The sequence below is a fragment of the Sphingopyxis sp. genome, from assembly GCF_965279755.1.
Classification (GTDB): Bacteria; Pseudomonadota; Alphaproteobacteria; order Sphingomonadales; family Sphingomonadaceae; genus Sphingopyxis.
Map to the genome: position 1 here is coordinate 3,351,855 of NZ_OZ257261.1, position 26,664 is coordinate 3,378,518.

Genomic DNA, 26,664 nt, shown 5'->3' on the forward strand with positions numbered 1-26,664 from the left:
CTGCCCCGTATAGCCTGAGCATGAGTCACGATTTGTTCGACGGCGACCAGCCCGCTACCGAAAGCTACAATGCCTCCCAGATCGAGGTACTTGAGGGGCTGGAGCCCGTTCGCCGACGGCCGGGCATGTATATCGGCGGCACTGATGAGCGTGCACTCCATCATCTTGCCGCCGAAATCATCGATAACAGCATGGACGAGGCGGTTGCGGGTCATGCCAGCCGAATCGAAGTCATCCTCGACGTCGGCAACCGCCTGACCGTGATCGACAACGGCCGCGGCATGCCGGTCGACCCGCATCCCAAGTTTCCGGGAAAGTCGGCGCTTGAGGTCATCATGACGATGCTCCACTCGGGCGGCAAGTTCGAGGGGAAGGCCTATGCCACCTCCGGCGGTTTGCACGGCGTCGGGATCAGCGTCGTCAACGCGCTTTCGATCGATACGGTAATCGAAGTAGCCCGATCGAAGCAATTATACCGGCAATCCTTTTCGCAGGGGCTTCCGCAAGGACCGCTTGAGGAACTTGGCCCGACGCCGAACCGCCGCGGCACCAGCGTCTCGTTCATTCCCGATCCGGCAATTTTCGGCGAGCACGGCCGTTTCAAACCGCAACGCCTCTATCGCATGGCGCGGTCGAAGGCCTATCTCTTCGCTGGCGTAGAGATCCGCTGGAAATGTGCGCCAGAGCTGATCGGCGACGATACGCCGGCAGAAGCGGTGTTCCAGTTCCCCGGCGGCCTTGCCGATCATCTGAAGGAACAGATCGGCACGCGGGAATGCGCAACGGCCGAACCTTTCGTCGGCCGCCAGGATTTTCCGGGCGATCAGGGCCGCGCCGAGTGGGCGATCGCCTGGCCTTTGTGGTCCGACGGTAGCTATAGCTGGTATTGCAACACCATCCCCACGCCCGCCGGCGGCACGCACGAAGCGGGGCTTCGTTCAGCGCTGACCAAGGGACTGCGTGCCTTCGGCGAATTGATTGGTCAGAAAAAGGCGGCGCAGATAACTGCCGAAGATGTTTTCAACGGCGGCGAGATGATGTTGTCGGTGTTTATCCGCGACCCGCAGTTCCAGAGCCAGACCAAGGACCGGCTTTCGAGCCCGGAGGCCACGCGCCTGACCGAAAACGCCGTACGCGACCATTTCGACCATTTCCTGTCCGATAACATGGATCGCGGCCGCGCGCTGCTCGGCCTGATCCTCGAACGCATGGACGAACGGCTGAAACGCAAGGCCGAGCGGGAGGTAAAGCGCAAGACCGCGACGAGCGGACGCAAGCTCCGCCTGCCCGGAAAATTGACCGACTGTGCCAATGATGGCCCGGAAGGTACTGAATTATTTATTGTTGAAGGCGACAGTGCCGGCGGCAGCGCCAAGCAGGCGCGCGACCGCAAGACGCAGGCGATCCTCCCGATCCGCGGCAAGATTCTTAATGTGGCGAGTGCCAGTGCCGACAAGATCCGTGCCAACCAGGAAATCGCCGATCTCGCGCTCGCGCTGGGGTGCGGGATGCGGAAGGATTGCGACGCTGACCGCCTGCGCTACGAAAAGATCGTGATCATGACCGATGCCGATGTTGACGGCGCTCACATCGCCACATTGCTGATGACATTCTTCTTCCAAGAGATGCCTGACATCGTTCGCGAGGGGCATGTCTATCTTGCCCAGCCGCCGCTCTACCGCATCACCGCAGGATCGACCTCGGCGTACGCGCGCGACGACGCCCATCGCGCCGAGCTGGAGGCGACGCTGTTCAAGGGCAAGCGCGTCGAGGTCGGCCGCTTCAAGGGGCTGGGTGAAATGAACCCGAACCAGCTCAAGGAAACCACGATGGATCCGGCGACCCGCTCGCTGCTCAAGGTCACGCTGCCGCAGGAATATGAGGAACGCCAAGGGGTCAAGGACCTGGTCGACCGGCTGATGGGCAAGCACCCCGAGCACCGGTTCCAGTTCATTCAGGCGAATGCGGCGACGCTCGACGAGGCGGCGATCGACGCCTGAGGAGGCCTATGGCACGCGGCTGGACGGCTGGATTGGGAGCTGGGCTGCTTGTGATGGCAGCCACGCAGGCGACTGCCCAGGAGAGCGCCAGCCCTCCCAGCCCGTCCACCGCTTCCAGCACCGCTTTTGACCGAAAAGCGCAGCAATTGGTCGATGTTATCAACGACAACATCGGATATGATGCCTATTTCGCCCCGATTTTTCAGGCCGCAGTGCCCGAGACGCAATTCAAATCAATGATCGCCGGCATCGCGACGCAATATGGCCGCGCGCTCGCTATCGACGCCGTGAACGCGCCAAATGGCCGCTCGGGATCGCTCCGGTTGCGGTTCGAGAAGGGGGTGGCGACCGTGCTGCTCGATGTCGGCGCGGCGCCAGATGAGCGCGTTACGGGCCTCCGCATCACCGGCTTCGTCATGGAAAACGACAGTTTCGCGCGGATCGCAGGCGAATTGGCTACCCTGCCCGGTTCAACGGGGTTCCTGGTGGCCGAGATCGACGGAAACAGGCTGGTCCCGCAGGCGTCTGCCGAGGCCGACCGGCAATTCGCCGTCGGATCGACCTTCAAACTCTATGTGCTTGATGAACTTGCGGCCCAGATTGCCGCAGGGCGGCGCAAATGGGACGATGTCGTCCCCCTCTCGCACCCAAGCTTTTCCTCGCTGGCGACAGCAAACTGGCCGAAAAATACGCCTGTCACAGTCCAGACGCTCGCCAACTGGATGATTTCAGTCAGCGACAATGGCGCCGCCGATACGCTGATCCATCTGCTCGGTCGCGAGCGGATCGAGGCACGGATGCGCGACGCGGGCCATAGCGCGCCGTCGCGCAACGTCCCCTTTCTCACGACCGTCGAAGCCTTTGCGCTGAAGGGCAATAATTTCGCCGAATTGCGCGAGGCTTATGTCAAAGGCAATGATGCCGCGCAGAAAAAGCTGCTGGATAACAACGAAAATCGGCTGATTCTGGCCAATGTTGACGGCGTTAGCTTCGTCGAAGGTCCGCGTTTCATCGACAGCCTCGAGTGGTTTGCGTCCCCCAATGACATCGCCCGACTTATGGTCGATCTGAAGGATCGGGCCTCCAACCAGGCCATGTCATCCCTATCTATAAACAATGGCTTAGGAGTCGAGGCTGGTGAGCGGTGGAGCTTTCTTGGCTACAAGGGCGGATCGGAGAATGGCGTCCTCTCGATGAGCTTTCTCGGCCAGCGAAAGGCCGATTCGAAGTGGTTCGTGATCACGGCAAGCTGGAACAACCCGGCGGCCAATGTTGACAGCGTGCAAATGGTTGGTTTCATGACGCGATTGCTCGCGCTGACCGCCAAAAACTAGGCTGTCAGCGCCGCAACCAGCGCCTTCACCTTGGCCTGTCGCCATTGCGGCGTCGGAGCGACGAGCCAATAGCCGCGCTTTACGGCGAAAGCCTCTCGCACCAGCCGCACGCGACCGGCAGCAATGTCCGCCTCGGCAAGCATGGCAGGTACGTTGGCATGGCCCAGCCCGTTCGCGGCGGCATCGATAGCCAGACCGGCATCACCGAGCCGAAGAGCCGGTTCGCCTTCCTCGACGGGGCAGCCGGGCCATGCGATGCGCGTGTCGCTCGCGCTTCCGGGACCGGCAACGGTCACCATGGCGGGTTCGGCCAGCGCCACGCCCTCATGCTCGCCGGATCCGTCGGTCCAGAAGATCGCGAGATCGAGGTTCGCCTCGGTGAAATCGATCCCGCCGTCGGTCGACACCAACGTAAAGCGCACGTCGGGCGCTTGCTGGCTGTAACGCGCGAGCCGCGGCGCGAGCCATTTGGCGGTAAGGTCGCGCGGCGCGGCAATGGTCAGCGACTGCGACGATTGTCCCGCCTGCATGGCCCGCACAGATTCCTCGAACTGCAGGAAGCCCTGGCGAAGCGCATCGAGTCCGGCCGTGGCCTCGCCGGTCAGCTCGAGCCCCTTTGGCGTACGCCGGAAGAGAACAACACCGAGCATGTCCTCCAGCGCGCGGATCTGCTGTCCGACCGCGGCGGGGGTAACCGCAAGCTCGTCGGCGGCGCGCGTGAAGCTGAGGTGCCGGGCAGCGGCATCGAAAACGCGAAGCGCGTTGAGAGGCAGGTGGGTGCGCTTCATGATGCGGTCGCTGGCGACTGCAAGGGAAATTCCGGGATTGCGATCAGCATTTGCGAGCCATCGCCCATCTCCATCGTATAGCTGCCGACCATCGCCCCGCCTGCCGTCGGAAGCGGGCAGCCCGATACATAGTCGAAGGCCCCGCCGGGCGGGATCAGCGGCTGTTCGCCGACGACACCCTCTCCCTCGACCTCACTGATCTGTCCGCGTCCGTCGCTGATCCGCCAATGTCGGGTCAGCAGCTGCGCCGCGACATCGCCATGATTCTCGATCCGGACATGATAGGCCCAGAACCAGCGGCCGAGTGCCGGGTGCGACTGTTCGGGCAGATAGCTGACCGACACGCGCACCGTGATCGACCCCGTGGTTGCCGAAAAGGGGAAGAAGGAGTCGATCATCATGAGCCCAGCGTCGCCTAAAGCCCGACCTTGGTCAATGCCTGGTCCAGATCGGCGATCACGTCGCGCGGATCCTCCAGCCCGATGTTGATGCGCAGCAGTCCTTCCTCGACCCCCATGTCCAGCCGGGCCTCGGGCGCCACGCCATAATGCGTCGTCGTCCACGGGTGGCAGCACAGGCTGCGCGAGTCGCCGATATTATTGCTGATATCGACGAGCTCGAGTGCGTTCAGGAAGGCCATTGCCTGCACCGAACCGCCGTCGAGCACAAAGGAGAAGATCGGACCGCAATCGTCCATCTGGCTTTTCGCGAGATTATGCTGCGGATGACTCGACAAACCCGGATGCAGGATGCGCGGGACACGCCCTTCGACAAACTTGCCGACCGCCAGCGCATTTTCCGACTGGCGCCGGGCGCGCAGATCGAGCGTCTCCAGCCCCTTCAGCACCACCCAGGCGTTGAAGGGCGACAGATTGGGGCCCGTGTTGCGCTGAAACGGCAGCAGCACGTCGTTGATGAATTTCTCGGTCCCGCATACCGCGCCAGCGAGCACGCGGCCCTGCCCCTCCATCAGCTTGGTCGCCGAATAGGCGACCACGTCGGCGCCGAAATCCATCGGGCGCTGGAGCACACTCGTCGCGAAAGCATTGTCGACGACGGTCGTGATCCCGTGTGCCTTGGCGAGCGAGCAGACGTGGCGCATGTCGACGATGTCCATCGTCGGGTTCGCCGGCGTTTCGAAAAAGAAGACCTTGGTGTTCGGCTTGATCGCCTTTTCCCACGCATCATTGTCGCGACCGTCGATGACGGTCGTCTCGATCCCGAAGCGCGGACAGAGATGATCGACGAGCCAGCGGCACGAGCCGAAGGCGGCCTTGGCCGCAACGATATGGTCGCCCGCCGAAAGCTGGCAGAGCAGCGCGGTCGTCATCGCGGCCATGCCGGTCGCCTGGGTGCGACACGCCTCGGCGCCTTCCATCAGCGCGATGCGTTCTTCGAGCATCGCGACGGTCGGGTTCTGCAGCCGCGAATAGGTCATACCTGCCGACTCGCCGGCGAAACGCGCCGCGACGTCCTCGGCGCTGTCATAGGTGTAGCCCGAGGTCAGGAAGAGAGCCTCTGACGTCTCGCCATGCTCACTGCGCCAGGTGCCACCGCGCACGGCCTGCGTTGCGGGGTGCCAGTTCTTCGTCTTGCTGCGATCGAAACCCGTCGTTTTCTTCATGTGTCTGATCCGTAATCTAGTTCTTCAGGGCTGCAACAACGGCGTCGCCGAGTGCGGCCGTCCCCATGGTACCACCCAGATCGGCGCCACGGCATCCATCGGTGAGTATCTTCGCCACTGCCGCTTCGATCCGCGCCGCGCTGGCTTCGTCGCCGCCCGAATGGCGGAGCAGCATCGCGAGCGACAGGATCATGGCCAGCGGATTGGCGACGCCCTTCCCTGCGATATCGGGGGCGCTGCCGTGGATAGGCTCATACAATCCCTGTGTGCCTTCGCTCAAGGACGCCGACGCGAGCAGGCCGATCGAACCGACGCACATCGATGCCTGATCGGACAATATGTCGCCGAACAGATTGCCGGTCACAACGACGTCGAACTGCCCCGGATTGCGCACGAGCTGCATCGCGGCATTGTCGACATACATGTGGCTGAGCGCGACGTCGGAATAGTCGGCCGCAACCTCGATCACCACGTCGCGCCAGAGCTGCGAGGTTTCGAGAACATTGGCCTTGTCGACCGAGCAGAGGCGTTTCTGGCGCCCCTGGGCGGCCTTGAACGCAACATGCGCGATCCGCCGCACTTCGCTCTCGCTGTACGACATGATGTCATAGCCCTCGCGCTCGCCGCTCGTGGTCGTGCGCGTGCCCTTTTCGCCAAAATAGACGTCACCGTTGAGTTCGCGCACGATCAGCAGATCGATTGCAGACGCGACCTCGGGACGCAGCGCCGAACTGTCTTCGAGCCCAGCAAACAGCTTCGCCGGGCGCAGATTGGCGAATAGGCCGAGTTCGGAACGAAGACCGAGGATCGCTTGCTCGGGTCGCAGATGGCGTTCGACGGAATCAAAACGCGGGTCGCCGACCGCGCCGAAGAGGATGCCGTCGGCCGCTTTCGCTTTCGCCAGCGTCTCCGGCGGCAGCGGATGGCCAGTGGCCTCATAGGCGGCCCCGCCGACGAGCGCGCGGTCGAGCGTTACCGGGAGTGCGAGCGCGGCAAGCACCTTCTCGGCCTCCACCATGATCTCGGGACCGATACCATCGCCGGCCAGCAGCAGGATTTGCACTTGTCTCGCCCTTTCGTGTCTTCGCGAGCCGCTTAGACAGCGGCGGCGCGTCACGCAACCGCCCTGCCCAGCCGGTCGAGCAATCTTTGCCTTACCGTCAGCAAGTCGCGATTGCGGCCGTCGAGAACATCGCGGTCAAGGAAATGGCCGGTGATGGCCAGTGCATCGAGGACATCCGACATGGCAGGATTGCTATCCTCGCCGCGCAGGAAAGCCGGCAGGCGAAACAGACGCTCTTCATAACCATACGCGGCACCGATGCTGACCGCGCCACCAGATTTGGGGCTGACGAAGGCAAGATCATTGGACGAGCCAGTGACAACGCATTCTTCGAGATTCAATCCGAACCCCAGTTCGGCGAGCAGCAGCAATTCATAGCGCGCCAGCGCGGCCGCCCATTGCCGCGCCGACGGGGCGACACCGATTGCGTCGAGAACCGCAGATAGTGCGTCGTAGAGCGCAGGATAGAGCTGGTTTTCGGGCAAAGTCCCCGCGGTCAGGCTGGTTGCCCAATCGATCGCCGCTGCGGCCAAAGGCTCGGCGAACAGCGGCGCGCGGCTCTCCTGCAACTCGACCGTCGCACCGCCCAGCTGGTCTTCGGTTCGCGCCCGCAGTTCGAGCGCGACCAGATTACCCGGGACCAGGATCGGTCGCAGCCGCCGCGACCGTCCGCCGCGAACATAGCCGGCGATCAGGCCTGCCTCCCGTGTCAGCGCGCGCAGGATCGCGCCATGCTCGCCATGCGCGCGGACCGCGCAGACGACAGCATCGGCAGTCAGGCTGGCCAAAGCACCATCTGCGTCTGAGTCACCAGTGCGACCTCTGCCCCCTCCTCGGTCCGGATGCGCGTCTGCCATACTGACAGGCGCTTGCCGATCTTGACCGGGGTCGCCTCGCCGACAAGCACCGATCCGACCGGGCCCCCGCCGAGGAAATTGGTCTTGCTCTCGATCGTCGTCGTACCTGTCGCGCCCTCGGGCAGCGTCAGAAAGGCGCCGACCGCGCCGAGACAGTCGGCGAAGGCCATGATCGCACCACCGTGGACGATATGTCCGGCAGTGCAAATTTCGGGCCTGACGGGCAGCTTGCCCGCCACCCTGTCTTTGCTGCCTTCATGGATAGTGACGCCCAGCGTTCCCGCGAGCGGCATGCTTGCCGCGAAATCCATGTATCCCTCCCTCAGCTTCCCGGATTGTAGAAATCATAGACCGCCTGCGCGACCGCCGCGCTGACTCCCGGGGCCTTCGTCAGATCTTCCAGACTGGCGCTGCGGATCGCGCGCGCGGTGCCGAAGTGCATGAGCAGCGCTTTCTTGCGCGCGGGGCCGATGCCCGGCACCTCGTCGAGTGGCGAGCTTCCCATCGCCTTGGCGCGCTTCTGCCGGTGCGCGCCGATCGCGAAACGGTGCGCTTCGTCGCGGAGGCGCTGGATGTAGAAGAGCACGGCATTGTTCGTCGGCAACGTGAACTCGCGCCCGTCGGGCAAGTAGAAGGTTTCGCGCCCGGCGTTGCGATCGGGGCCCTTGGCGACGCCCACATACGGCAGATCGTCGATCCCCAGTTCGGCGAGCACCGATCCCGCGGCCGATACCTGCCCCTTGCCGCCGTCGATCAGCACCAGATCGGGCCATTCGCCCTTTGTGCGTTCGGGGTCTTCCTCGATCGCACGCGCAAAGCGGCGCTGGAACACCTCGCGCATCATCGCAAAATCATCGCCGGGCTGTGTTTCGGGGCGCTTGATGTTGAATTTGCGATAGGCGCCCTTGATCCAGCCCTCGGGCCCCGCGACGACCATCGCGCCTAGCGCATTGGTGCCCTGGATATGACTGTTGTCATAGATTTCGATCCGCTGCGGGGCATCGTCCAGATCGAACAGATCGGCGAGTTCGCGGCCGAGTTTTGCCTGCGTACTGCTTTCCGCCAGCCGACGGTCCAGCTCCTCGCTGGCGTTGCGCACCGCCTGTTCGAGCAGGCGCTTGCGATTGCCACGCTGGGGAACGCTGATCTCGACCTTCCGCCCCGCAATTTCGCCCAGCGCCTCGGCGAGCAGCTCGCATTCGTCGGGCTCACGGTCGACGAGGATGGTCTTCGGGGGCGGCACGCCCTCGTAAAATTGCATCAGGAAGCTTTCGAGCACCTCGCCCTCGGGCACACCCGCGACATGCGCCGGAAAGAAGCTGCGATGCCCCCAATTCTGCCCGCCGCGGATGAAGAAACCCGCAATGCACAATTGCCCACCCTTGGCCGCGAGCGCAAACACATCGGCATCGCCGAGCCCTTCGGCGTGCACCGACTGGCTGCCCTGGATGAAGGTCAGCGATTTGAGCCGGTCGCGGAGCACCGCGGCCTGCTCGAAATCCATCGCGTCCGCGGCCTTGGTCATGGCATCGCCGAGCCGCTTCTGCACCGCGGTCGAGCGGCCTTCGAGGAAGTCTTGCGCGTCGCTCACCAGCCCGGCGTAATCGTCCTTGCTGATCCGGTCGACGCAGGGCGCCGAACAGCGGCGGATCTGGTAAAGCAGGCACGGCCGCGAGCGATTGGTGAAGAAACTGTCGGTGCAGCTTCTGAGAAGGAAGGTCTTCTGCAGCGCGTTGAGCGTGCGATGAACCGATCCCGCGCTGGCGAACGGCCCGTAATAGCGCCCCTTGGCGCGCCTTGCACCGCGATGCTTCTGGACGCGCGGGAAATCATGATCGGTGCGTAGCAGGATGAATGGGAAGCTTTTGTCGTCGCGCAGCAGCACATTATAGGGTGGGCGATAGCGCTTGATGAGTTGCGCCTCGAGGAGCAGCGCCTCGGCCTCGCTGTTCGTCGTCACGATTTCCATCGCGCGCGTCTGCGAGACCATGCGCTGGAGCCGTTGCGGCAGGCGCGCAACCTGCGTGTAATTGGTGACGCGGTTCTTCAGCGCGCGCGCTTTCCCGACGTAGAGCACGTCACCGCGCGCATCGAGCATGCGGTAGACCCCCGGTCGGACGGGCAGTTTTCGGACGACGCCGCGGATGATATCGGCGCCGCGCTCCAGGTCAGGCTTCTCGGCCCCCTCCCCCTCGCCGCGGACGACATAGGCCGATTTCTCTTCATTGAATCGATCGGGAGCGTTCGGGCGAGCCATGATTTTGCATGTAGGCGAAGGCGATGCGCCCCGCCATAGTGCGCGAGGTAAAACATAGGAGGGGTCTTATGGATATTCGTGGAAAGCTGGCGCTGGTGACCGGAGGCAGCGACGGGATAGGGCGTGAAATCGCGCTGCAATTGCAGGCCGCAGGCGCCGATGTGATCGTGACGGGGCGGTCGGCCGACAAGTTGCAGGCGATGGCGGGGCTCGGCTTTGGCACGATTGCGGGCGACCTGTCGACATCGGCGGGCGTCGATGCCGTCGTGAACGGCATAGCCGGCAAGCCGCTCGCCATCCTCGTCAACAACGCCGGTGTCGGCAGCGAATATGAGCTCGACAAGCCCGACACGCTGGAGAGCGCCGAACAGTGCATCCGCACCAACCTCGATGCCCCGATCGCGCTTTGCACCCGGCTGCTGCCGGCGCTGCGCGCGCAGTCCGAAGCGGCGATCGTCAACGTCACCTCGGGGCTTGCGATCGCGCCGCGCGCCGGCGGTTCAATCTATTGCGCCACCAAGGCGGGCCTGCGGAGCTACACGCAAGCGATCCGCCATCTGCTGAAGAACAGCAATGTCCGCGTGATCGAGGCGCTGCCGCCGGTCGTCGAGACCAATATGACGGCGGGGCGCGGCGGGCGAAAGATGAGCGCGCATGATTGCGCCGCCGAGATCGTCCACGGCATCCGCACCGGCAAGAGCGAGGTGAACGCCGGGATGGTGAAGATATTGCAGCTGGTGAACAGCATTTCCCCCGCGCTGGCGCGGCGGATCATGATCCGGTTCTGAGCCGAGGCTCTCTTCTTTTTTCTTTCAGCCCAAGGCGGGCCGTGGCACCTCGTGAACGGGTCGCGTCACGGGGAGGGAATCATGCGTTTGATATTTACCGCCGCCTTGCTCGCGCTCGCGACGCCCGCGGCTGCCGCTCAATGGTATATGGTCGGGGGCAATGACGGGATGCGGACCTATGTCGACCTGTCGAGCCTGAGAACGCTCGACAACAAGATCATCGGCGAAGTGCTCAGTATCTATGCGGAGCCGATGGATGACAGCGACATCTATGGCGCCAAAATCCGCGAAGAGTTCGATTGTTCGGGCAAATCTTTCCGGACGCTGGAGTATAGCTATTATCGCGCCGATGGCGGTTTCATCGAAACCCAGCCGTCCGAAACGATCAACCAGCGCAAGACGAGCGCGCCGGGCAGCATCAACGAGGCGATCATGGATTTCGCTTGCTATCGCAAGGGCGGCAACCTCATCGGCGAACCCTTTCAGCACGCTGCGTCCGAACTGGGTCGATAGGCAAAAGAAAACGGGCGCTCCGCCAAAGCGGGGCGCCCGTTTTCTGTTACTTCAAAAAGAAGATCAGCCCTTGGCGACCGAGGCGATCGCGTCGTCGACCAGCGCCTTGTCGGCCTTCGCATCATGCTTGTCGGCGATCAGCTTGGCCGCTGCATCGGTCGCAGCCTTCGCGGTAGCGGCGCGGACTTCGGCAAGTGCACCGGCTTCGGCCGCTGCAATGCGGTCCTCTGCCATCTGCTTGCGGCGGGCGATAAGTGCAGTGGCTTCGTCCTTTGCCTTGGCGACAAGCGCCTCGGCCTCGGCATCGGCGCGGGCGCGCAGTTCGTCGGCTTCCTTGGCAGCGCGGGCGAGCTTCGCCTCATATTCGGCCTTCAGCGATTCCGCGTCGAGGCGGAGCTGTTCGGCTTCCTTCAGCTGCTTCGAAATCTCGGCAATCTTGTTGTCGAGCATGCCAGCAACCAGCGCCGGCACCTTTTTCCACAGCAGGATGCCGATGAAGAGCGCCATCGCGATCGAAACCCATGCCGTGGCATCGATGATACCGAACGATTTGGGCTCGCCGGGCGCAGCCGCACCCGCCGCTTCCGACAGGATGAAGAGGAAATCAGCCATGGAGCACCGCCTTCACCGCTGCCTTGGCATCTGCCGTGGCAACTTTCGCACCCGACAGCTTGGCGACAAGGTCGCTCGCTGCTTCGGCCGCAACCGATTCGATTTCTGCCATCGCCGACTTGCGCGCTGCACCGATATCGGTTTCGGCAGCGGCCAGCTTCCCGGCCAGTTCGGCATCGACCTTTGCGAGGCGCTTTTCGGCGTCGCGCACGGCCTTGTTCTTGGCATCCTGCACCGCCGTCTGCGCCGCGGCGCGGCTCGCGTCGCTTTGCTGGCGATAGCTTTCCTCAAGACTATCGGCCGAGGCATGCGCTGCCTTTGCCGCCGCGAGATCGTCGGCGACCTTGCGGTCGCGCGCATCCACCGTCGCCTCGATCTTCGGCAGCATGCCGCGTCCGATGACCAGGAAAACGAAGCCAAAGGTCAGCAGCACCCAGAAAATCTGCGATGCGGCATACCAGCTTTCAGCGAATTGGCTGATTTGAGGCATGGATACTCTCGACCGACAAGAAGAAAAGCAGTCGCGGGGCCCGCTTCAGCGAGCCGGCCCCGCAAACGGGATCAGGCTGCCTTGAGGTACAGCAGGATCGCGATAAGGAACGACAGCAGGCCGAGAAGTTCGGCGGCCGCGAAGCCGATGAACAGGCGGCCCTGCTGGCCGTCGGCAGCAGCCGGATTGCGCAGCGCGCTTTCGAGGAAGCTACCGAACACGTTGCCCACACCGATGGCGGCCATACCGGCACCGATAGCGGCCAGACCGGCGCCGATGAGCGAAGCAGCTTGAACGTCCATTTTATACTCCTTGGGAAAAACGTTGATTATACAGTTGAAATATCAGTGCAGATTGATCGCGTCGTTCAGATAGAGCGACGTGAGCAGCGCGAAAACATAAGCCTGGATGCCTGCTACCAGCAGCTCGAGACCGCTGATGCCGATCATCAGAGCCATGCTGGGAATGCCGACACCGATACCGATCGCGGGGTTTGCCGCGAGGCCATCGATGATGAACGAGGCGAACACCTTCATCAGCACGTGCCCGGCGGTCATCGCAACAAACAGTCGCAGCGCAAGGCTGAACGGGCGAACGAGGAACGACACCAGCTCGATCACAGGGATCAGCCACATCAGCCAGATCGGGGTGCCATGCGGCACGAAGAGCGAGAAGAAGTGCAGGCCGTGGCGCCAGAAACCGACGATCAGCACGATCGCGAAGCTGAGGATCGCTAGGAAACCGGTGATCGTGAAATGGCTCGTCACGGTGAAGGGGTGAATACCGAACAGCCCGAGCGGCGCGAGGCCGAGTATGTTTAGCATCAGGATAAACATGAAAAGCGAGAAGACGTAAGGCGTATATTTCCGGCCTTCGGGGCCGATATTGGCGTTCATCATGCTCGTGATGAAGCCGGTAAAGCCTTCGACGGCAACCTGCCAACGGCCCGGAACGAGCTGACGCTTCATGCCACCGAGCATGAACACCCAAAGCAGCAGACCGGCAACGATCATCCACAGCGCGCTGGTGGTGAAGGCGACCTCATGACCCCCGACATGGAACATGTCGAAAATCTTCTGCACCTCGAACTGGTGCATCGGGTCCACTTTGCCTTGATCCGCCACGCGATACCTCGCCTAAATCCCAGTCAAACCAGCGTCAGTCCGGCTTCGAAGGCCGGACGTTCGCTATCCGAAATATGTTTCTGAAGGCCACGATCACTCCAAGGAAGAGCACGACCAACAGGCCCCAAGGTGCCGTCCCGGCGAAATGATCGATTGTCCAACCGACCAGAGCGCCACCACCGATCCCACCCAACAGTTCAGCCAGAACGCGGTTGCCGAGCTTGTAATTCGCATCGGTCTCCGGTCCGGCATTCACCGCGGTCCGTTTCGCTTCTGCGGCTTCGGCCCGGTCCAATCGCTCTTCGAGCGAGACCAGGCGCGAATCCTCCGAAGCTGGTTCAGGATCGCTGCCATTCTCCGTCATCTTGCGCCATCCTCCTGAAGTGAAACCGGAATATTCCGATTCAACCTGCGAAAAAAGGCCCGAAAATTCGGGAGACCCCTAAGGCGCGGTCCGTTTAGGAACGACGCCCCCTTAAGTCAATGCTTGTGGCATATCCCGCAAAAATGCCGCCGCGTTTAGGGGCGCGGCGGCATATGCGGCCCGCAGGCCGCCTTGTAAAATATAGCGGTTACGGACAGCCGGAGGCGCGTACCGGGGGACTGCCGTCGCGCGTCAGCCAGCGGCCGTCGGGCGCCTTGTATTTCTCGCCCGGTTTGCTCTTGGCGATCAGGTTACAGCCGGTCACGAATGCAAACTGCTCGACCGTGCTGCCCGCGGGCGCGCCACTGGTGTAGGCGGCCTTGCGTTTGATGTTGATATCATTGACCAGATCGCGCACCGCCGGGGTCGGGGTCGAGACGAAGCCCAGATAGCCGTCGGGCTGCTCACCGATCTGCCCTGCCGTGCGTGCGGCCTCATAGGCCGGATCGCGCTGCGCCATTGCGGAGGGTACAGCCAAGGCAACCGCTGCCGTTGCAGCAACTGCGGCCACTGCCCATCCCGCCGGTTTCCACTGTTTGATCATCGTCATTCCTACCTCGTCAGAATATGCCGCTATTCTGCTCAACGAGCTTTTTGGCGTCTCCATCAAGCTTGTACAGGATTTCCTGCTTGATGTTGATATTCAGGTTGATCTCGATCGGCTTGTCAGGGGTCGCGATCTGGACACAGCCGCCAAGCGCCATAGCCCCGATCATCACCGTTGCAATCCGAACACCGATACCCGGCCTCCCTGCTCCATTCTTGATCGTCTTCATCGCACAGGCTCGCTTTCTGGTGGCTGAACGGTATCGGAGGTGCCGGAAGCGGCCGCTTCCTGTTCCTCGATCAGCTTCGACAAATTCTGTTCGACCCAGACGGTCGGATCGTAAAGCCCCTTGGCCGATGTGACCAGCTGGCGGAAGGGGCCGGTAACCTTGACGTTGAACACCAGCGGGATCTTCGCGATCTGGTTGGTCAGGAAATTCCGCGTCGCGCCCTCACCCTGTCCGACCCCGCCGAACCGGATATCGGTCACCATCTCGCCGTCCAGATTGCCGTTCAGGATGATCGTGAGGTCGTCATATTTGAGCGAACGGAGCGCGCCAAAAGCAAAATTGGCGATCGTGCCGAGATTGTGATTCGAAAGCTCGCCGACATAGGCCAGCGTCCCGCCGCCATCGCGCGCGTCGATGCGCCCGTTCTCGATCCGTCCGCCGAGTCCGTCGAAGACCACGGGTAGCGTTCCGTCGAACTTGCCCGTCGCATTGATGTTGTCGAAGCCGAAATTCTGCAGGAAAACTGCCGCTTCGACCCCGACGACATCGAAGCTCAGCCGTCGCGGCTGGTCGGCTGCGAAATCGATCGTCGTCGGATGGAGCAACAGTTCGCCGCCGGCAAAGGGCCAGCGCCCACCCTCGATGCGAACGCGATTGTCGCCGATCAGCTCATATTCGATCTCGCCATCGACCACCGGAATGCCGGGATTGATCTCGCGGATCGAAACCTTCTGTCCCGGCGCCGTCCGCAGCCCGATCAGGTCGTCGAAGCTGATTGTGGCGCTAAGGCCGCTTACCGGACCGAACGCTGCGGCGAGGTCGGTGTTTGCGGTGGCGAATGCCCCGCGGCTCGTAACGCCCTGCGGCGTCCATTCGATACGCCCGTCGCCGACGACTGATCCCTGAACATTCGCCACGACGCCAAGCGCGAGCGGCGTCAGCATGTCGGGCTGGAACGCTTCGCCGAAGCGCAGTTCCTTGACCTTGAGGTCAGCGAAGCCCGTGCCGTCGCCCAGCTTGTGATGAATGACGGTGTCGAGGATTCTGACGCCTTTCTCGCGCTCGCTGAAGCCCGCCGTCGCATCGATCGCGCCGTTCGCCAAGCGCAGGCTGGCGTCGCGGCTGACAAGCGGAGCGAAGCGGGCTTCGGGCGCGGCGTCGGTGAGCAGCAGCCCGCCGTCGAGCGACAAGGCGCCGCCCGCGTAGCGCCATGCACCGTTGATCTCGCCCATATTCAGCGGCACCGCGCCGATCTTGCCGCTCGCGCCCGACAGATCGCCGGCGAGGCCCTGCGGCGTCGTGCGTCCCGAAACACGCTGGGCGGCGAAACGCGTCACGCTATCCCCCTCGCCCAGCCGGACGTCGGCCATCGTCGCCGCCCAGCGCATGGTCGCAAGGTCGATCTCGCCGCTCCGCGCATCGAACGCGAAGGGCGATGTTCCGCTCGAGCCGCGAAGCCGGAGGCCCGAAATGCGTATTGCGCCGCGCAAGCCGGCGGGGCCGGCGCTCAGTAAGGGCGCCCCGGGGCGGCTGCACAGATCCACTCCGGTCGCGCCAATCCGGAAGCCCGACACCGCCACGCGATCGACGCCGATCCGCGTGCAGCCCCCGTTCAGCGCCAACGCGCCCGTCGAGGCCAGCGCGCCGGCGAGCGGAACGCGGAGTCCCTCGACGCGCCCACCCGCGAGCGGTCCGGAGAGTTCGGCGGTCGTCGAAAAGCGCAGCAGGCCGCCGTTGCCCGAAAAGCGAACCGGGGCGAGCGCCAGTCGGCTCCCCTTGGCGTCATAGGCGTCGAGCCGGGCGGTGCCCGACAAGAGGCCGTCGGCGCGCCGATCGAGCGTCAGCGCCCCGGAAGGAATATCGCCGCCGCCGAAGCGCCAGTCGCCCAGAACCGTGACCGCAGGCTGCGGCGTTCCGAAAATATAGGCGATCCGGCTGTCCGGGCTTCCCGCGATCCGCGCGCCGCTGCCACTCGCCAGTTCGGGCGCGATCAGCTCGACGCGTGCGGTCTGCCCTTCCCCCGCCAAGGCGAAGTCGGCATGCCCGCCTATGCCTATCCCGCCAAGAGCATGCGAGAAGGCCGCCGCGGCGCGTTCGGCGAGCGGTCCGACCGGGGTTCCGGCGAGGCCCTTGACGCTGTCGGTGAGGGACCGCCGCAAAGCGATGCTGCCGCTGGCCTCGGCAAAGCGGATGCTGCCCGCAGCCGTCGGGGCCTTGCTTCCGGCGGCGCCTTTCGCCTCGATATTCACCGACTGCGCCGCGAAATCCGGGCCACGAAGCCGCGTCATATCGCCCTTGAGCGCAAAGGTCGTGCGCGCACTCGTTCCGTCGAACGAAGCCTTTACCCCCAACCGTTCGGCCATGAGCGACATGGCGGCAAGCTTCGCGATGCTCGCGTCGGCGGTGCCGCGCCAGCTCTGAAGATTTTCGGATAGCGAAACGTCGAGTGCGATCTGGGGTGACTGGGCGGTCACGCTGCCGTCGGCGCAGCGCAAGGATTCGCCGCGGAGCGGGCCGGTCAGCTGTGGCCGGACATTGCGAATGGCGACGGTCCCGTAGAAGGTCGCGCCGGTGGCCGAACAGCCCGCTGCCATGATCGACGGAGCGATCAAGGCCAGTTTGCCATTGAAATTCCGGCGCAGATTTCCGCTGCCGTTCAGCGACGCGCCGAGATCGCCCCACGGCGTTTCGACGCGCGCCCTAGCATCGGCAAGCCGCACCTGCAGGTCGGGCAAAGCGAAGGGGGTCTTGTCCGTCGGGTCACGAAACTTGTCGAGCGAGCCAAGCGACAACTGGCCGTCGACGAGGCGGCCATAAAGCCGCACGCCGTCCGCCGTCATTCCCGATACGTAAGGCCCCGAAAATCCGTAACCGATCGTCACCTCGACGCGCTTTGCGGTCAGGTCGGGGCGCGCCGGATCGCCGATCACAAGATTCGACAGGCGCTCGGACCCGAAACCAATGGAGTCGATCGTATATTGCGCCGGGATGCCGCGGCTATCGAGCTGGTCGCGGATGACGCGATCGGCAATCGGCTCGCGCGCGAGCCAGAGCGCCGCTGCGAGCACGACCACCGCTCCGGTGGTCAGCCAGCGCTTCTTGAACAGGATCTTGCGAAGGCGCAGCGGCGGGCGCGAAACGGATTCGTCGCTCATCGCGCGGTCCGGCGGAAGGTGGGGCCCGATGACGTCATGATGTCGAACTTCCGGCCCTCATCCGCTTCATTGCAGAGCGATAACGCCGAAATGGCGCAATTGGCTGCAATAATAAGGACGTTGCCATAGGCCGCCGACCTTATGGCCGTTGAGTGCACCCCACAAGCTGGTTATGCCCGACGCATGGGGGAAGACGCGCCGACGCCCGATCACGCAGGACATCGCTCGCGGTTGCGCGCGCGATTGCTCGACGATGCCGACGGGCTCGCTGATTATGAACTCGTCGAATATCTTCTCGCGCTGGCGATCCCGCGCCGCGACACCAAGCCGCTCGCAAAGGCACTACTCCGCGAATTCGGTTCGCTCAAGCAGCTGATCGCCGCCGATCCCGAATCGCTCCGCCGTGTCGACGGAATGGGCGATGGGGCGGTGGCAGCGCTCAAGATCGTCCGCGCCGCCGGGCTGCGGATGCTCAAGAACGAGTTTCGGGAAAAGCCGCTGCTGTCGAGCTGGGATGCGCTGCTCGACTGGCTGCGCGCCGACATGGGGCCGATCGACATCGAACGGGTGCGGGTTCTCTATCTCAATTCGCGTAACATGCTGATCCGCGACGAAGTGGCCAGCGAGGGATCGATCGACCAGTCGGCCATCTATGTGCGCGAAGTGGTGAAGCGCGCGCTCGAGCTGGGCGCGGCGGCGATCATCCTCGTCCACAACCACCCGAGCGGCAACCCCGAGCCGAGCCGGCAGGATATCGCGATCACCCGCGACATCGCCGACGCGGCGGGTAAGCTCGGCATCGTCGTGCACGACCACATAATCGTCGGCGGCGCCGAGTTTCGCAGCTTGCGTGCGATGGGGCTCATCTGACACGCCTTTACTTGCGGCGCCGCACGCGACATCATCGCGTCATGCAGAATCGGCTTCGCCATCTTCGATTCCGTTTTCACGGGGGACAGCTTCTCGCGGGCATCTAGCCCCGGGTTCCGGTGCTTATGCCCCGCGACCCCGGGGTGAAATTTCAGCCATTGTCCGAATGGAGAAGCGCGCGCTGCGCTTCCCCCTCCCCTTTTGCGGAAAGCCTGCACCATGACCATACGAAGGCCGCGCCGGCGGCCATCCATCCATATGATCGACCGCGAGGCCGATGCGCTTGCGGACCTTGCCGTCAGCGTCGAACGGCGCCTGCCGCAGGTCAGCGCCCTGCTGATCGACGAGATTTCGCGTGCGACGGTTCACAGCGCCGCCGAAATTCCCCGCGATATCGTGACCATGTCGAGTCAGGTGGACTTTATCGACGAAGCAAGCGGGGCGACACGCAGTGTCCAGCTGGTCTACCCGCATGAGGCGGATATCGACGCAGGACGGATCTCGATATTGACGCCGATCGGCGCCGGGTTGATCGGTTTGCGACGCGGGCAATCGATCCGCTGGCCGGATCGCGACGGGCGCGAACGCGCCTTGTCGGTTATCGCCGTTGCGCAGCCGCCTCGACCGGCCGCGGCCTGAAAAGATGCAGTCGCCGGATCGCTCCGACGGCTGCACATTTTCCTCTTGTGGCGAGCCTGGTATCAGGCGCCGCGCGACAGGAAACCGGTGAGCTCTTCCTTGCTGACCGCACCCGACTTGTCGGCATCGGCGACAGTCCAGGCCTGACCGATCCATGTCTTCACCTGCTCCGACTCGGGGTCGACCGAAGGCTCTGTCGCCGTGCGCAGCTTCTTCATCCAGGCCGAGAATTCCGACTGGTTGAGGTCGTTGCTCTTGTCAGCGTCGTAGGAGGCGAACTCCTGGTTGACGATCTGCGCAACCTGCGTTGGTGACGCTGCAGTGCCTGACGGTGCGGGCTGCGCAGCTGCGTCCCCGGCGGGCGGCGCGCTTTCAGGCGCGGGCGCCGGTGACGGCTGACTGGTTGCCGGTTCGGCCTGTTCGGTCGGCGGTGGGGCGGCGGGATCAGCCGGGGGCGTTCCCTGCGCGAAGGCGGGGACACTGATGGTGGCCGCACCGATGATAAGCATATGCTTCAGCATGGTATTTCTCCTGGTTACTGCGGCGACGAGTCAGGTTCCGGGGCGGGTTCGTCCTTCTTTTCCGAATCCGGTTCCTGCGTCGGGGCGGGGGCGCTGTCGGGCGCCGGCTGCGCCTTGTCGGTGTCGCTCTGATCATCCGGCACCGGCGCCGTATCGGGCTTGGCCGGTTCCGACTGGGTCGGAGCGGGCTGGCCGTCTGCAGGTTCCGCCGTCTGCGCGATGGCAGGGAAGCTGACAGCAGCAGCACCGATCAAAAGCACATATTTCAGCATCAATTCACTCCTGTTGCGGCGGCGGCTCGATGGCGCGCGGCCTTTCTGGAAGGGGCATGAAAGCAACTCGCCTGATTTCCCGAAAGTTGCGGCCGTGCGGCGATTGGCGAAACCGCTCGCCCCTGCTAGGGGGCGGCCTGTCGCGGTTCGGAACAGATTCCGCGATCTGGCGCCTCGAATAAAGAGAAGGAAATACAATGGTTCCCCGCTACGCCCGACCCGACATGACGGCAATCTGGTCGCCGGAGAATCGTTTTCGCATCTGGTTCGAGATCGAAGCGCACGCGACCGACGCGCTCGCTGAACTGGGTACCGTGCCCAAATCGGCAGCGAAAGCGCTGTGGGACTGGTGGGCCACCAACCCGAAGATCGATGTCGAGGCGATCGACGCGATCGAAGCGGTGACGAAGCATGACGTCATCGCCTTTTTGACGTGGGTGGCAGAGAATGTCGGCGACGAAGCGCGCTTCATGCATCAGGGCATGACAAGCTCTGACGTGCTCGACACCTGTCTTGCGGTCCAGCTCAGCCAAGCGGCTGATATCCTGCTCGCCGACCTCGACGCATTGCTCGAAGCGATCAAGCGCCGCGCCTATGAGCACAAGCTGACCCCGACGATCGGCCGCAGTCACGGTATCCACGCCGAGCCGGTCACCTTCGGTCTCAAGCTCGCCGAAGCTTATGCAGAGTTTTCGCGCTGCAAGCTGCGCCTGCAGGCCGCGCGCGCCGAAGTCGCGACCTGCGCGATCTCGGGTGCAGTTGGCACTTTCGCCAACATCGACCCGCGCGTCGAAGCGCATGTCGCGGCAAAGCTCGGCCTTGCGATTGAGCCCGTCTCGACGCAGGTCATCCCGCGCGACCGTCACGCGATGTTCTTCGCCGTGCTCGGCGTTATCGCCTCGTCGATCGAGCGCCTGTCGGTCGAAGTCCGTCACCTTCAGCGCACCGAAGTGCTGGAGGCCGAAGAATATTTCTCGCCCGGCCAGAAGGGCTCGTCGGCGATGCCGCACAAGCGCAACCCGGTGCTTACCGAGAATCTCACCGGCCTTGCCCGGATGGTGCGCAGCGCGGTTATCCCCGCGATGGAAAATGTCGCGCTGTGGCACGAGCGCGATATCAGCCACTCGTCGGTCGAGCGCTTCATCGGCCCCGACGCGACGATCACGCTCGATTTCGCACTCGCGCGCCTGACCGGCGTCGTCGACAAGCTGCTCGTCTATCCTGAGCGGATGCAGAAGAATCTCGACCGCATGGGCGGCCTCGTTCACTCGCAGCGTGTGCTGCTGGCACTGACGCAGGCGGGCGCGAGCCGCGAGGACAGCTATGCGCTGGTGCAGCGCAATGCGATGAAGGTCTGGGATTCCGACGGCCAGCTCTCGCTGCCCGAACTGCTGAAGGCCGACGCCGAGGTCACGGCGCGCCTCTCGCCCGACCAGCTCACCGAACTCTTTGATCTTGGCTATCATATGAAGCAGGTCGACACGATCTTCGCGCGGGTGTTCGGCTAAAGGGCTCCTCCCCGTTGCGCAGCAATGGGGAGGTGGCAGCGCGAAGCGCTGACGGAGGGGCTGTAACCCCGCCCCTCCACCACTCGCTACGCGAGCGGTCCCCCTCCCCATGCCTACGGCACGGGGAGGATCAAGAACTGGAAACCTGCGCTAATCTGTCATAGGGTCGGCAAAGGGCCGACAGAGGAGCAAGGCAAAGTGGGAATCCTGCGGACGATTATCTGGGTCTTGCTGACCGCCGTGCTGGTTGCTTTTGCGGCCATGAACTGGGATTCGGTGGACGTCACCATCTGGCCGACGTCATCAATCCCGGGCAAAGCGTTGATCTGGTCGACTAAATTGCCCGCAGTCATCCTAATCTCTTTCGCAATCGGCTTTTTTCCTCCTTGGCTAGCACTTCGTGCCGCCCGCTGGTCGCTGAAACGTCGTCTTGAGAGTAGCGAGCGCCAGCTTGCCGACATGCGCGCACTCGCGAACCGCCCAGTGGATCCGGCACCCGCCGCCACGCCGGTGACCGATGTTCCACCCGCCCCCACTGACCTCTTCTCTACGGACAAGCCATGAGCCCCATCTATCTCGCCATCGACACCCCGCACCTCGACGCCGCGCTGACGCTGGCGCAAAAGGTGCGCCACCATGTCGGCGGGTTGAAGCTGGGCCTCGAATTCTTCTGCGCCAACGGCCATCACGGGGTTCACGAGATGGCGAAGTTCGGCCTGCCGATCTTTCTCGACCTCAAACTGCATGACATTCCGAACACCGTCGCGAAGGCGATCCAGGCGCTGCGCCCGCTGGAGCCCGCCGTCCTGACCGTCCACGCCGCCGGCGGCCGCGCGATGATGGAAGAGGCGAAGGCCGCGGCGGGCCTCAATACCAAGGTCGTCGGCGTGACCGTGTTGACCAGCCTCGATGCGCCCGATCTGGACGACATCGGCGTCGGGGGCACGCCGCACGATCAGGTTGTCCGCCTCGCCGAACTCTCCCACGAATCCGGCCTCGATGGCATCGTCTGCTCGGGACAGGAAGTGAAGGCCGCGCGAAAGGCATGGCCCGGCGGCTTCTTCGTCGTTCCGGGTGTTCGCCCCGCCAGCGGCAATGCCGGCGACCAGAAACGGATCGTCACCCCGGCGCAGGCGATGACCGACGGCGCCTCGATCCTTGTGGTCGGCCGCCCGATCAGCCAGTCGACCGATCCCGATCTCGCCGCGCGCGAGATCGAAGCTACGCTCTAGGACATTTCCCATGCCGCCTTTGGTGAAGATTTGCGGGCTGTCGACGCCCGAAACGGTCGATGCCGCCATTCGCCTGGGCGCGACGCACATCGGTCTCGTCCATTACGAACCGAGCTCGCGCCACGTCGATCTCAAGACCGCAGCCGCGCTTCGCGAGCATGCGCGTGGCCGCGTCAAGGTCGCGCTGCTGCTTGTCAACGCATCGCAGCAGGTGACCGGCGAGGCGCTGAGCAAGGTGCGCCCCGATATCATCCAGTTCCACGGCAACGAGACGCCCGAATGGCTCGCCGCCGTCAAACGACTGGTGCCTGCCGAGGTCTGGAAGGCCGTCGGCCTGAAAGATGCAGGAACGCTCGAACGCATTCGCCAGTATGACGGCGCCGCCGATCGCATCCTGTTCGACGCCCCCGCGGCCGCCCTGCCCGGCGGGACGGGCACGCGGTTCGACTGGACGCTGCTCAGCGACCATCGTCATTCGATCGACTGGGGTGTCGCCGGCGGGCTGACACCGGCCAATGTCGCGCAGGCGATCGCCGAGACCGGCGCGCCGCTCGTCGATGTCTCCTCGGGCGTCGAAAGCGCGCCGGGCGTCAAGGATGTGGACAAGATCGCCGCTTTCCTTAAAGCCGCCGGACGATGACCCAGCTTCCCAACAGTCTTCGCACCGGCCCCGACGAGCGCGGCCATTTCGGTCAATTCGGTGGCCGCTATGTCGCCGAAACGCTGATGCCGCTGATCCTCGATCTCGAGCGTCACTATCGCGCGGCGCAGGCCGACCCGGCGTTCAAGGCTGAGTTCGACTATCTGCTCAAACATTATGTCGGCCGCCCCAGCCCGCTGTGGTTTGCCGAGCGACTGACGGAACATCTTGGTGGCGCGAAGATCTATCTGAAGCGCGAGGATCTGAACCACACCGGCGCGCACAAGATTAACAATTGCATCGGGCAGATCCTGCTCGCCAAACGCATGGGCAAGACGAAGATCATTGCCGAGACCGGTGCGGGCCAGCATGGCGTCGCCACCGCGACCGTCGCCGCGCTGTTCGGCCTGCCCTGCACGATCTTCATGGGCGCGGTCGACGTCGCGCGGCAGCAGCCCAATGTGTTCCGTATGAAGCTGCTCGGCGCCGAAGTCGTCGCGGTCGAGAGCGGCGCGAAGACGCTGAAGGACGCGATGAACGAGGCGCTGCGTCACTGGGTCGCGAACGTCCACGACACCTTCTACATCATCGGCACCGTTGCCGGCCCGCACCCCTATCCCGAACTCGTCCGTGATTTCCAGTCGGTGATCGGCGACGAAGCGCGCGAACAGATACTCGAGGCCGAGGGCCGCTTGCCCGACATGCTGATCGCCCCCGTCGGCGGCGGATCGAACGCGATCGGCCTGTTCCATCCCTTCCTCGACGACGCCGAAGTCGAGATCGTCGGGGTCGAAGCCGCGGGCGAAGGTCTGGACGGCAAGCACGCCGCCAGCCTCGCGGGTGGCCGCCCCGGCATCCTCCACGGCAACAAGACCTATCTGCTGCAGGACGAGGACGGCCAGATCACCGAGGCGCACAGCATCTCGGCAGGCCTCGACTATCCGGGCATCGGTCCCGAACATAGCTGGCTCCACGAAATCGGCCGCGTCCGCTACGAACCCGTCACCGACGCCGAAGCCCTCGCCAGCTTCCAGAAGCTCACCAAGCTGGAAGGCATCATCCCGGCGCTTGAAAGCGCCCACGCGATCGCTGCCGCAGAGCGCATCGCGCCGACGCTGGACGAGGACAAGATCATCATCGTCAATTGCTCGGGGCGCGGGGACAAGGACATCTTCACGGTAGCCGAAGCCTTGGGAGTTAGGCTGTGAAAGTAGGGCTCGAAGAGTTCACAACGCGTCTGCACGAAGCGATGAACCAAGCAGCAGCCAGATATGGTGTTGCCAAACCTTCATCCGATACCATCGTCGAGCTCCACCTTGAAGGCGTACGGGATCGATCAATCGCCGAGGCCGCCGAGAAACTGTTTCTAGGTGAGGATCGTTTTTACAAATGCATCGATGTCTCGGTGCATCCACGTCGTAGTCCGGATATCTTTTTTGTCCGAGCGAGCGGTCATGAGCCCGGCTCGTGGGAAAGCAGCTTGAATCCGGAAACCACAGGTCCGTTCAATATTATGACGCCAGCATGACCCGCTTCGCCGCCGCCTTCGCCAAGCCGCATCCCGCGCTCGTTGCCTTCATCACCGGCGGCGACGGCGACACCGCCGCCAACCTTGATGCGCTCGTCGCGGGCGGGGCCGATGTGATCGAGCTCGGCATGCCCTTCACCGATCCGATGGCCGATGGGCCCGCGATCCAGGCGGCGAACCTGCGCAGCCTCGCCAAGGGCACGACGACCGCCGACCTGTTCGCGATCGCCGCCGCCTTTCGTGAGCGCCATCCTGACACCCCGCTCGTGCTGATGGGTTATGCCAATCCGATGACGATCCGCGGTCCCGAATGGTTCGCGGGCGAATGTGCCAAGGCTGGTGTCGATGGCATTATCTGCGTCGACATCCCGTCGGAAGAAGATCCCGAACTCGGCCCCGCGCTGCGCGCATCCGGTGTCGATCTTATCCGTCTCGCGACGCCGACGACCGACGCCGCGCGCCTGCCCGACGTGCTGAACGGTGCCAGCGGTTTCCTCTATTATGTCTCGGTCGCCGGGATCACCGGCCAGCAACAGGCCGCGCAGGCGAGCATCGAGGATGCTGTTGCGCGCCTGAAAGCCGCCACCGACCTGCCGGTCGCAGTCGGCTTCGGCGTCCGCACCCCCGAACAGGCCGCGCAGATCGCCAAGGTCGCCGACGGCGTCGTCGTCGGTTCGGCCTTTATCGACATCATTGCCGAGCATGGCGACGCTGCTGCGCCGCATGTGGAGGCCTTCACCCGTTCGCTTGCCGATGCTATCCACGGCGCAAAGGAGATCGCCGCATGAGCTGGCTCGACCGCGTTCGCAACGCCCTTCCCTTCACCGCCAAGCGCGATACCGCCGACAATCTCTGGCACAAGTGCCGCCAGTGCCAGCAGATGGTGTTCGTCAAGGAATGGGAAGACAATCTCAACGTCTGCCCGCGCTGCGACCACCACGATCGCATTGGCGCGACCGAGCGCTTCGCGCAGCTGTTTGACGGTGGCCTCCACGAACTGATCAGCGCCCCCGCAGCTCCCGAGGATCCGCTCAAGTTCCGCGATACCAAGAAATATGTCGACCGCATCAAGGCCGCGCGCGCGCAGACCGGCGACCGCGATGCCTATCAGAATGCCTTCGGGCGCATCTCGGGCCATGGCGCGGTCATCGGCGTGCAGGACTTCGCCTTCATGGGCGGGTCGATGGGCGTCGCGGTGGGCGAGGCCTTTGTTTCGGGCGTCGAGGACGCAATCCGTCGCGGCGTGCCCTATATCGCGATCACCGCCGCGGGCGGCGCGCGCATGCAGGAAGGCACGCTATCGCTGATGCAGATGCCGCGCGCGACCGTCGCGCTTCAGCGCCTGCGCCGCGCGGGCCTGCCCTATGTGGTGCTGCTCACCGACCCGACCACCGGCGGGGTCACCGCGAGCTATGCGATGCTCGGCGACATCCAGATCAGCGAACCCAAGGCGCTGATCGGCTTTGCGGGCCAGCGCGTGATCGAGAATACGATCCGCGAGAAGCTGCCCGAAGGGTTCCAGCGCGCCGAATATCTGCTCGATCACGGGATGATCGACATGGTCGTGCATCGCAAGGAACTGCCCGAAACGCTCGGCCGCCTGATCGGCTATCTCGCGCCCGAAAAGGCTGCCTGAGCAGATACGCAGG

At 63.9% G+C, this 26,664-nt stretch carries 31 protein-coding genes; 14 read left to right on the forward strand and 17 right to left on the reverse strand.

Features of this window, described 5'->3' with window-relative positions:
* The first annotated feature begins 20 nt into the window (after positions 1 to 20).
* Both parE and ACQY80_RS16570 read left to right on the forward strand, forming a co-directional pair.
* Positions 21 to 2,000, forward strand: a complete 1,980-nt coding sequence (parE, locus tag ACQY80_RS16565; RefSeq protein WP_428681804.1) for a DNA topoisomerase IV subunit B — start codon at positions 21 to 23, stop codon at positions 1,998 to 2,000.
* Positions 2,001 to 2,008: 8 nt separating this feature from the next.
* Complete coding sequence (locus tag ACQY80_RS16570; RefSeq protein WP_428681806.1) at positions 2,009 to 3,334, forward strand: serine hydrolase; 1,326 nt, start codon at positions 2,009 to 2,011, stop codon at positions 3,332 to 3,334.
* Here the strand turns inward: ACQY80_RS16570 and ACQY80_RS16575 are convergent.
* The 7 genes from ACQY80_RS16575 to uvrC form a co-directional block, all read right to left on the reverse strand.
* Positions 3,331 to 4,122: a LysR family transcriptional regulator gene (locus ACQY80_RS16575; RefSeq protein ID WP_428681808.1), complete on the reverse strand. Its 792-nt coding sequence runs from the start codon at positions 4,120 to 4,122 to the stop codon at positions 3,331 to 3,333. The genes ACQY80_RS16570 and ACQY80_RS16575 overlap by 4 nt on opposite strands.
* A complete protein-coding gene (gene apaG / locus ACQY80_RS16580) occupies positions 4,119 to 4,520 on the reverse strand; it encodes a Co2+/Mg2+ efflux protein ApaG (protein WP_428685903.1) in 402 nt (133 codons plus the stop codon). Before apaG ends, ACQY80_RS16575 begins: the two co-directional genes overlap by 4 nt.
* A 17-nt stretch (positions 4,521 to 4,537) precedes the next feature.
* A complete protein-coding gene (locus ACQY80_RS16585) occupies positions 4,538 to 5,746 on the reverse strand; it encodes a trans-sulfuration enzyme family protein (RefSeq protein ID WP_428681810.1) in 1,209 nt (402 codons plus the stop codon).
* 16 nt (positions 5,747 to 5,762) lie between these two features.
* Positions 5,763 to 6,764: a 3-isopropylmalate dehydrogenase gene (gene leuB / locus ACQY80_RS16590; protein WP_428685905.1), complete on the reverse strand. Its 1,002-nt coding sequence runs from the start codon at positions 6,762 to 6,764 to the stop codon at positions 5,763 to 5,765.
* Between the two features lie 95 nt (positions 6,765 to 6,859).
* Positions 6,860 to 7,597 (reverse strand): DNA repair protein RecO, encoded by a 738-nt coding sequence (recO, locus tag ACQY80_RS16595; RefSeq protein WP_428681812.1) that lies wholly within the window; start codon positions 7,595 to 7,597, stop codon positions 6,860 to 6,862.
* On the reverse strand, positions 7,585 to 7,977 hold the full coding sequence (locus ACQY80_RS16600) for a PaaI family thioesterase (protein WP_428681814.1): 393 nt from the start codon (positions 7,975 to 7,977) through the stop codon (positions 7,585 to 7,587). Before ACQY80_RS16600 ends, recO begins: the two co-directional genes overlap by 13 nt.
* A gap of 11 nt (positions 7,978 to 7,988) precedes the next feature.
* Positions 7,989 to 9,923: an excinuclease ABC subunit UvrC gene (gene uvrC, locus ACQY80_RS16605; RefSeq protein ID WP_428681816.1), complete on the reverse strand. Its 1,935-nt coding sequence runs from the start codon at positions 9,921 to 9,923 to the stop codon at positions 7,989 to 7,991.
* A gap of 68 nt (positions 9,924 to 9,991) precedes the next feature.
* On the opposite strand from uvrC, the gene ACQY80_RS16610 reads away from it, so the two are divergent.
* Entirely contained in the window at positions 9,992 to 10,711 is a 720-nt protein-coding gene (locus tag ACQY80_RS16610) for an SDR family oxidoreductase (RefSeq protein WP_428681819.1), read from the forward strand.
* A gap of 81 nt (positions 10,712 to 10,792) precedes the next feature.
* Entirely contained in the window at positions 10,793 to 11,224 is a 432-nt protein-coding gene (locus ACQY80_RS16615; RefSeq protein ID WP_428681821.1) for a surface-adhesin E family protein, read from the forward strand.
* Between the two features lie 63 nt (positions 11,225 to 11,287).
* On the opposite strand, the gene ACQY80_RS16620 is transcribed toward ACQY80_RS16615, so the two are convergent.
* The 8 genes from ACQY80_RS16620 to ACQY80_RS16655 all read right to left on the reverse strand — a co-directional run bounded on the left by ACQY80_RS16620 (position 11,288) and on the right by ACQY80_RS16655 (position 17,805).
* Positions 11,288 to 11,836, reverse strand: a complete 549-nt coding sequence (locus ACQY80_RS16620) for a F0F1 ATP synthase subunit B (RefSeq protein WP_428681823.1) — start codon at positions 11,834 to 11,836, stop codon at positions 11,288 to 11,290.
* Complete coding sequence (locus tag ACQY80_RS16625; RefSeq protein ID WP_428681825.1) at positions 11,829 to 12,326, reverse strand: ATPase; 498 nt, start codon at positions 12,324 to 12,326, stop codon at positions 11,829 to 11,831. Before ACQY80_RS16625 ends, ACQY80_RS16620 begins: the two co-directional genes overlap by 8 nt.
* Before the next feature lie 71 nt (positions 12,327 to 12,397).
* Entirely contained in the window at positions 12,398 to 12,628 is a 231-nt protein-coding gene (locus ACQY80_RS16630; RefSeq protein ID WP_037515205.1) for a F0F1 ATP synthase subunit C, read from the reverse strand.
* Between the two features lie 42 nt (positions 12,629 to 12,670).
* On the reverse strand, positions 12,671 to 13,423 hold the full coding sequence (locus ACQY80_RS16635) for a F0F1 ATP synthase subunit A (RefSeq protein WP_428681827.1): 753 nt from the start codon (positions 13,421 to 13,423) through the stop codon (positions 12,671 to 12,673).
* A gap of 61 nt (positions 13,424 to 13,484) precedes the next feature.
* Complete coding sequence (locus ACQY80_RS16640) at positions 13,485 to 13,814, reverse strand: AtpZ/AtpI family protein (protein ID WP_428681829.1); 330 nt, start codon at positions 13,812 to 13,814, stop codon at positions 13,485 to 13,487.
* 208 nt (positions 13,815 to 14,022) lie between these two features.
* The gene (locus tag ACQY80_RS16645; protein WP_428685907.1) at positions 14,023 to 14,418 is read right to left on the reverse strand and encodes a YdbL family protein; all 396 of its coding nucleotides are present in this window, start codon (positions 14,416 to 14,418) and stop codon (positions 14,023 to 14,025) included.
* Positions 14,419 to 14,434: 16 nt separating this feature from the next.
* Positions 14,435 to 14,650, reverse strand: a complete 216-nt coding sequence (locus tag ACQY80_RS16650; RefSeq protein WP_428681831.1) for a YnbE family lipoprotein — start codon at positions 14,648 to 14,650, stop codon at positions 14,435 to 14,437.
* On the reverse strand, positions 14,647 to 17,805 hold the full coding sequence (locus ACQY80_RS16655) for an intermembrane phospholipid transport protein YdbH family protein (protein WP_428681833.1): 3,159 nt from the start codon (positions 17,803 to 17,805) through the stop codon (positions 14,647 to 14,649). The genes ACQY80_RS16650 and ACQY80_RS16655 overlap by 4 nt, the downstream gene beginning before the upstream one ends.
* A 183-nt stretch (positions 17,806 to 17,988) precedes the next feature.
* Between ACQY80_RS16655 and radC the strand changes: the two genes are divergently transcribed.
* Positions 17,989 to 18,675 carry a RadC family protein gene (gene radC, locus ACQY80_RS16660; protein WP_428681835.1) on the forward strand — a complete coding sequence of 229 codons (687 nt, stop codon included), beginning with the start codon at positions 17,989 to 17,991 and terminating at the stop codon, positions 18,673 to 18,675.
* Positions 18,676 to 18,894: 219 nt separating this feature from the next.
* Complete coding sequence (gene rnk, locus ACQY80_RS16665) at positions 18,895 to 19,314, forward strand: nucleoside diphosphate kinase regulator (RefSeq protein WP_428681837.1); 420 nt, start codon at positions 18,895 to 18,897, stop codon at positions 19,312 to 19,314.
* Positions 19,315 to 19,376: 62 nt separating this feature from the next.
* Here the strand turns inward: rnk and ACQY80_RS16670 are convergent, their stop codons facing one another.
* Together ACQY80_RS16670 and ACQY80_RS16675 are read right to left on the reverse strand one after the other, a co-directional pair.
* Positions 19,377 to 19,835: a calcium-binding protein gene (locus ACQY80_RS16670; RefSeq protein ID WP_428681839.1), complete on the reverse strand. Its 459-nt coding sequence runs from the start codon at positions 19,833 to 19,835 to the stop codon at positions 19,377 to 19,379.
* 14 nt (positions 19,836 to 19,849) lie between these two features.
* Positions 19,850 to 20,107: a hypothetical protein gene (locus ACQY80_RS16675; protein WP_428681841.1), complete on the reverse strand. Its 258-nt coding sequence runs from the start codon at positions 20,105 to 20,107 to the stop codon at positions 19,850 to 19,852.
* Positions 20,108 to 20,304: 197 nt separating this feature from the next.
* Between ACQY80_RS16675 and purB the strand changes: the two genes are divergently transcribed.
* From purB to accD, 8 genes are all read left to right on the forward strand, one after another.
* Positions 20,305 to 21,615 (forward strand): adenylosuccinate lyase, encoded by a 1,311-nt coding sequence (gene purB, locus ACQY80_RS16680; protein ID WP_428681843.1) that lies wholly within the window; start codon positions 20,305 to 20,307, stop codon positions 21,613 to 21,615.
* 198 nt (positions 21,616 to 21,813) lie between these two features.
* The gene (locus ACQY80_RS16685) at positions 21,814 to 22,179 is read left to right on the forward strand and encodes a lipopolysaccharide assembly protein LapA domain-containing protein (protein WP_428681845.1); all 366 of its coding nucleotides are present in this window, start codon (positions 21,814 to 21,816) and stop codon (positions 22,177 to 22,179) included.
* Entirely contained in the window at positions 22,176 to 22,847 is a 672-nt protein-coding gene (gene pyrF / locus ACQY80_RS16690; RefSeq protein ID WP_428681847.1) for an orotidine-5'-phosphate decarboxylase, read from the forward strand. Before ACQY80_RS16685 ends, pyrF begins: the two co-directional genes overlap by 4 nt.
* 10 nt (positions 22,848 to 22,857) lie before the next feature.
* Positions 22,858 to 23,487, forward strand: a complete 630-nt coding sequence (locus tag ACQY80_RS16695; RefSeq protein WP_428681849.1) for a phosphoribosylanthranilate isomerase — start codon at positions 22,858 to 22,860, stop codon at positions 23,485 to 23,487.
* Positions 23,484 to 24,695 (forward strand): tryptophan synthase subunit beta, encoded by a 1,212-nt coding sequence (trpB, locus tag ACQY80_RS16700; protein WP_428681851.1) that lies wholly within the window; start codon positions 23,484 to 23,486, stop codon positions 24,693 to 24,695. Before ACQY80_RS16695 ends, trpB begins: the two co-directional genes overlap by 4 nt.
* Positions 24,692 to 25,015, forward strand: coding sequence for a hypothetical protein (locus ACQY80_RS16705; RefSeq protein ID WP_428681853.1), 324 nt, complete (start codon positions 24,692 to 24,694; stop codon positions 25,013 to 25,015). The genes trpB and ACQY80_RS16705 overlap by 4 nt, the downstream gene beginning before the upstream one ends.
* A complete protein-coding gene (gene trpA, locus ACQY80_RS16710) occupies positions 25,012 to 25,803 on the forward strand; it encodes a tryptophan synthase subunit alpha (RefSeq protein ID WP_428681855.1) in 792 nt (263 codons plus the stop codon). The genes ACQY80_RS16705 and trpA overlap by 4 nt, the downstream gene beginning before the upstream one ends.
* Complete coding sequence (accD, locus tag ACQY80_RS16715; protein WP_428681857.1) at positions 25,800 to 26,651, forward strand: acetyl-CoA carboxylase, carboxyltransferase subunit beta; 852 nt, start codon at positions 25,800 to 25,802, stop codon at positions 26,649 to 26,651. Before trpA ends, accD begins: the two co-directional genes overlap by 4 nt.
* Positions 26,652 to 26,664 lie beyond the last annotated feature (13 nt).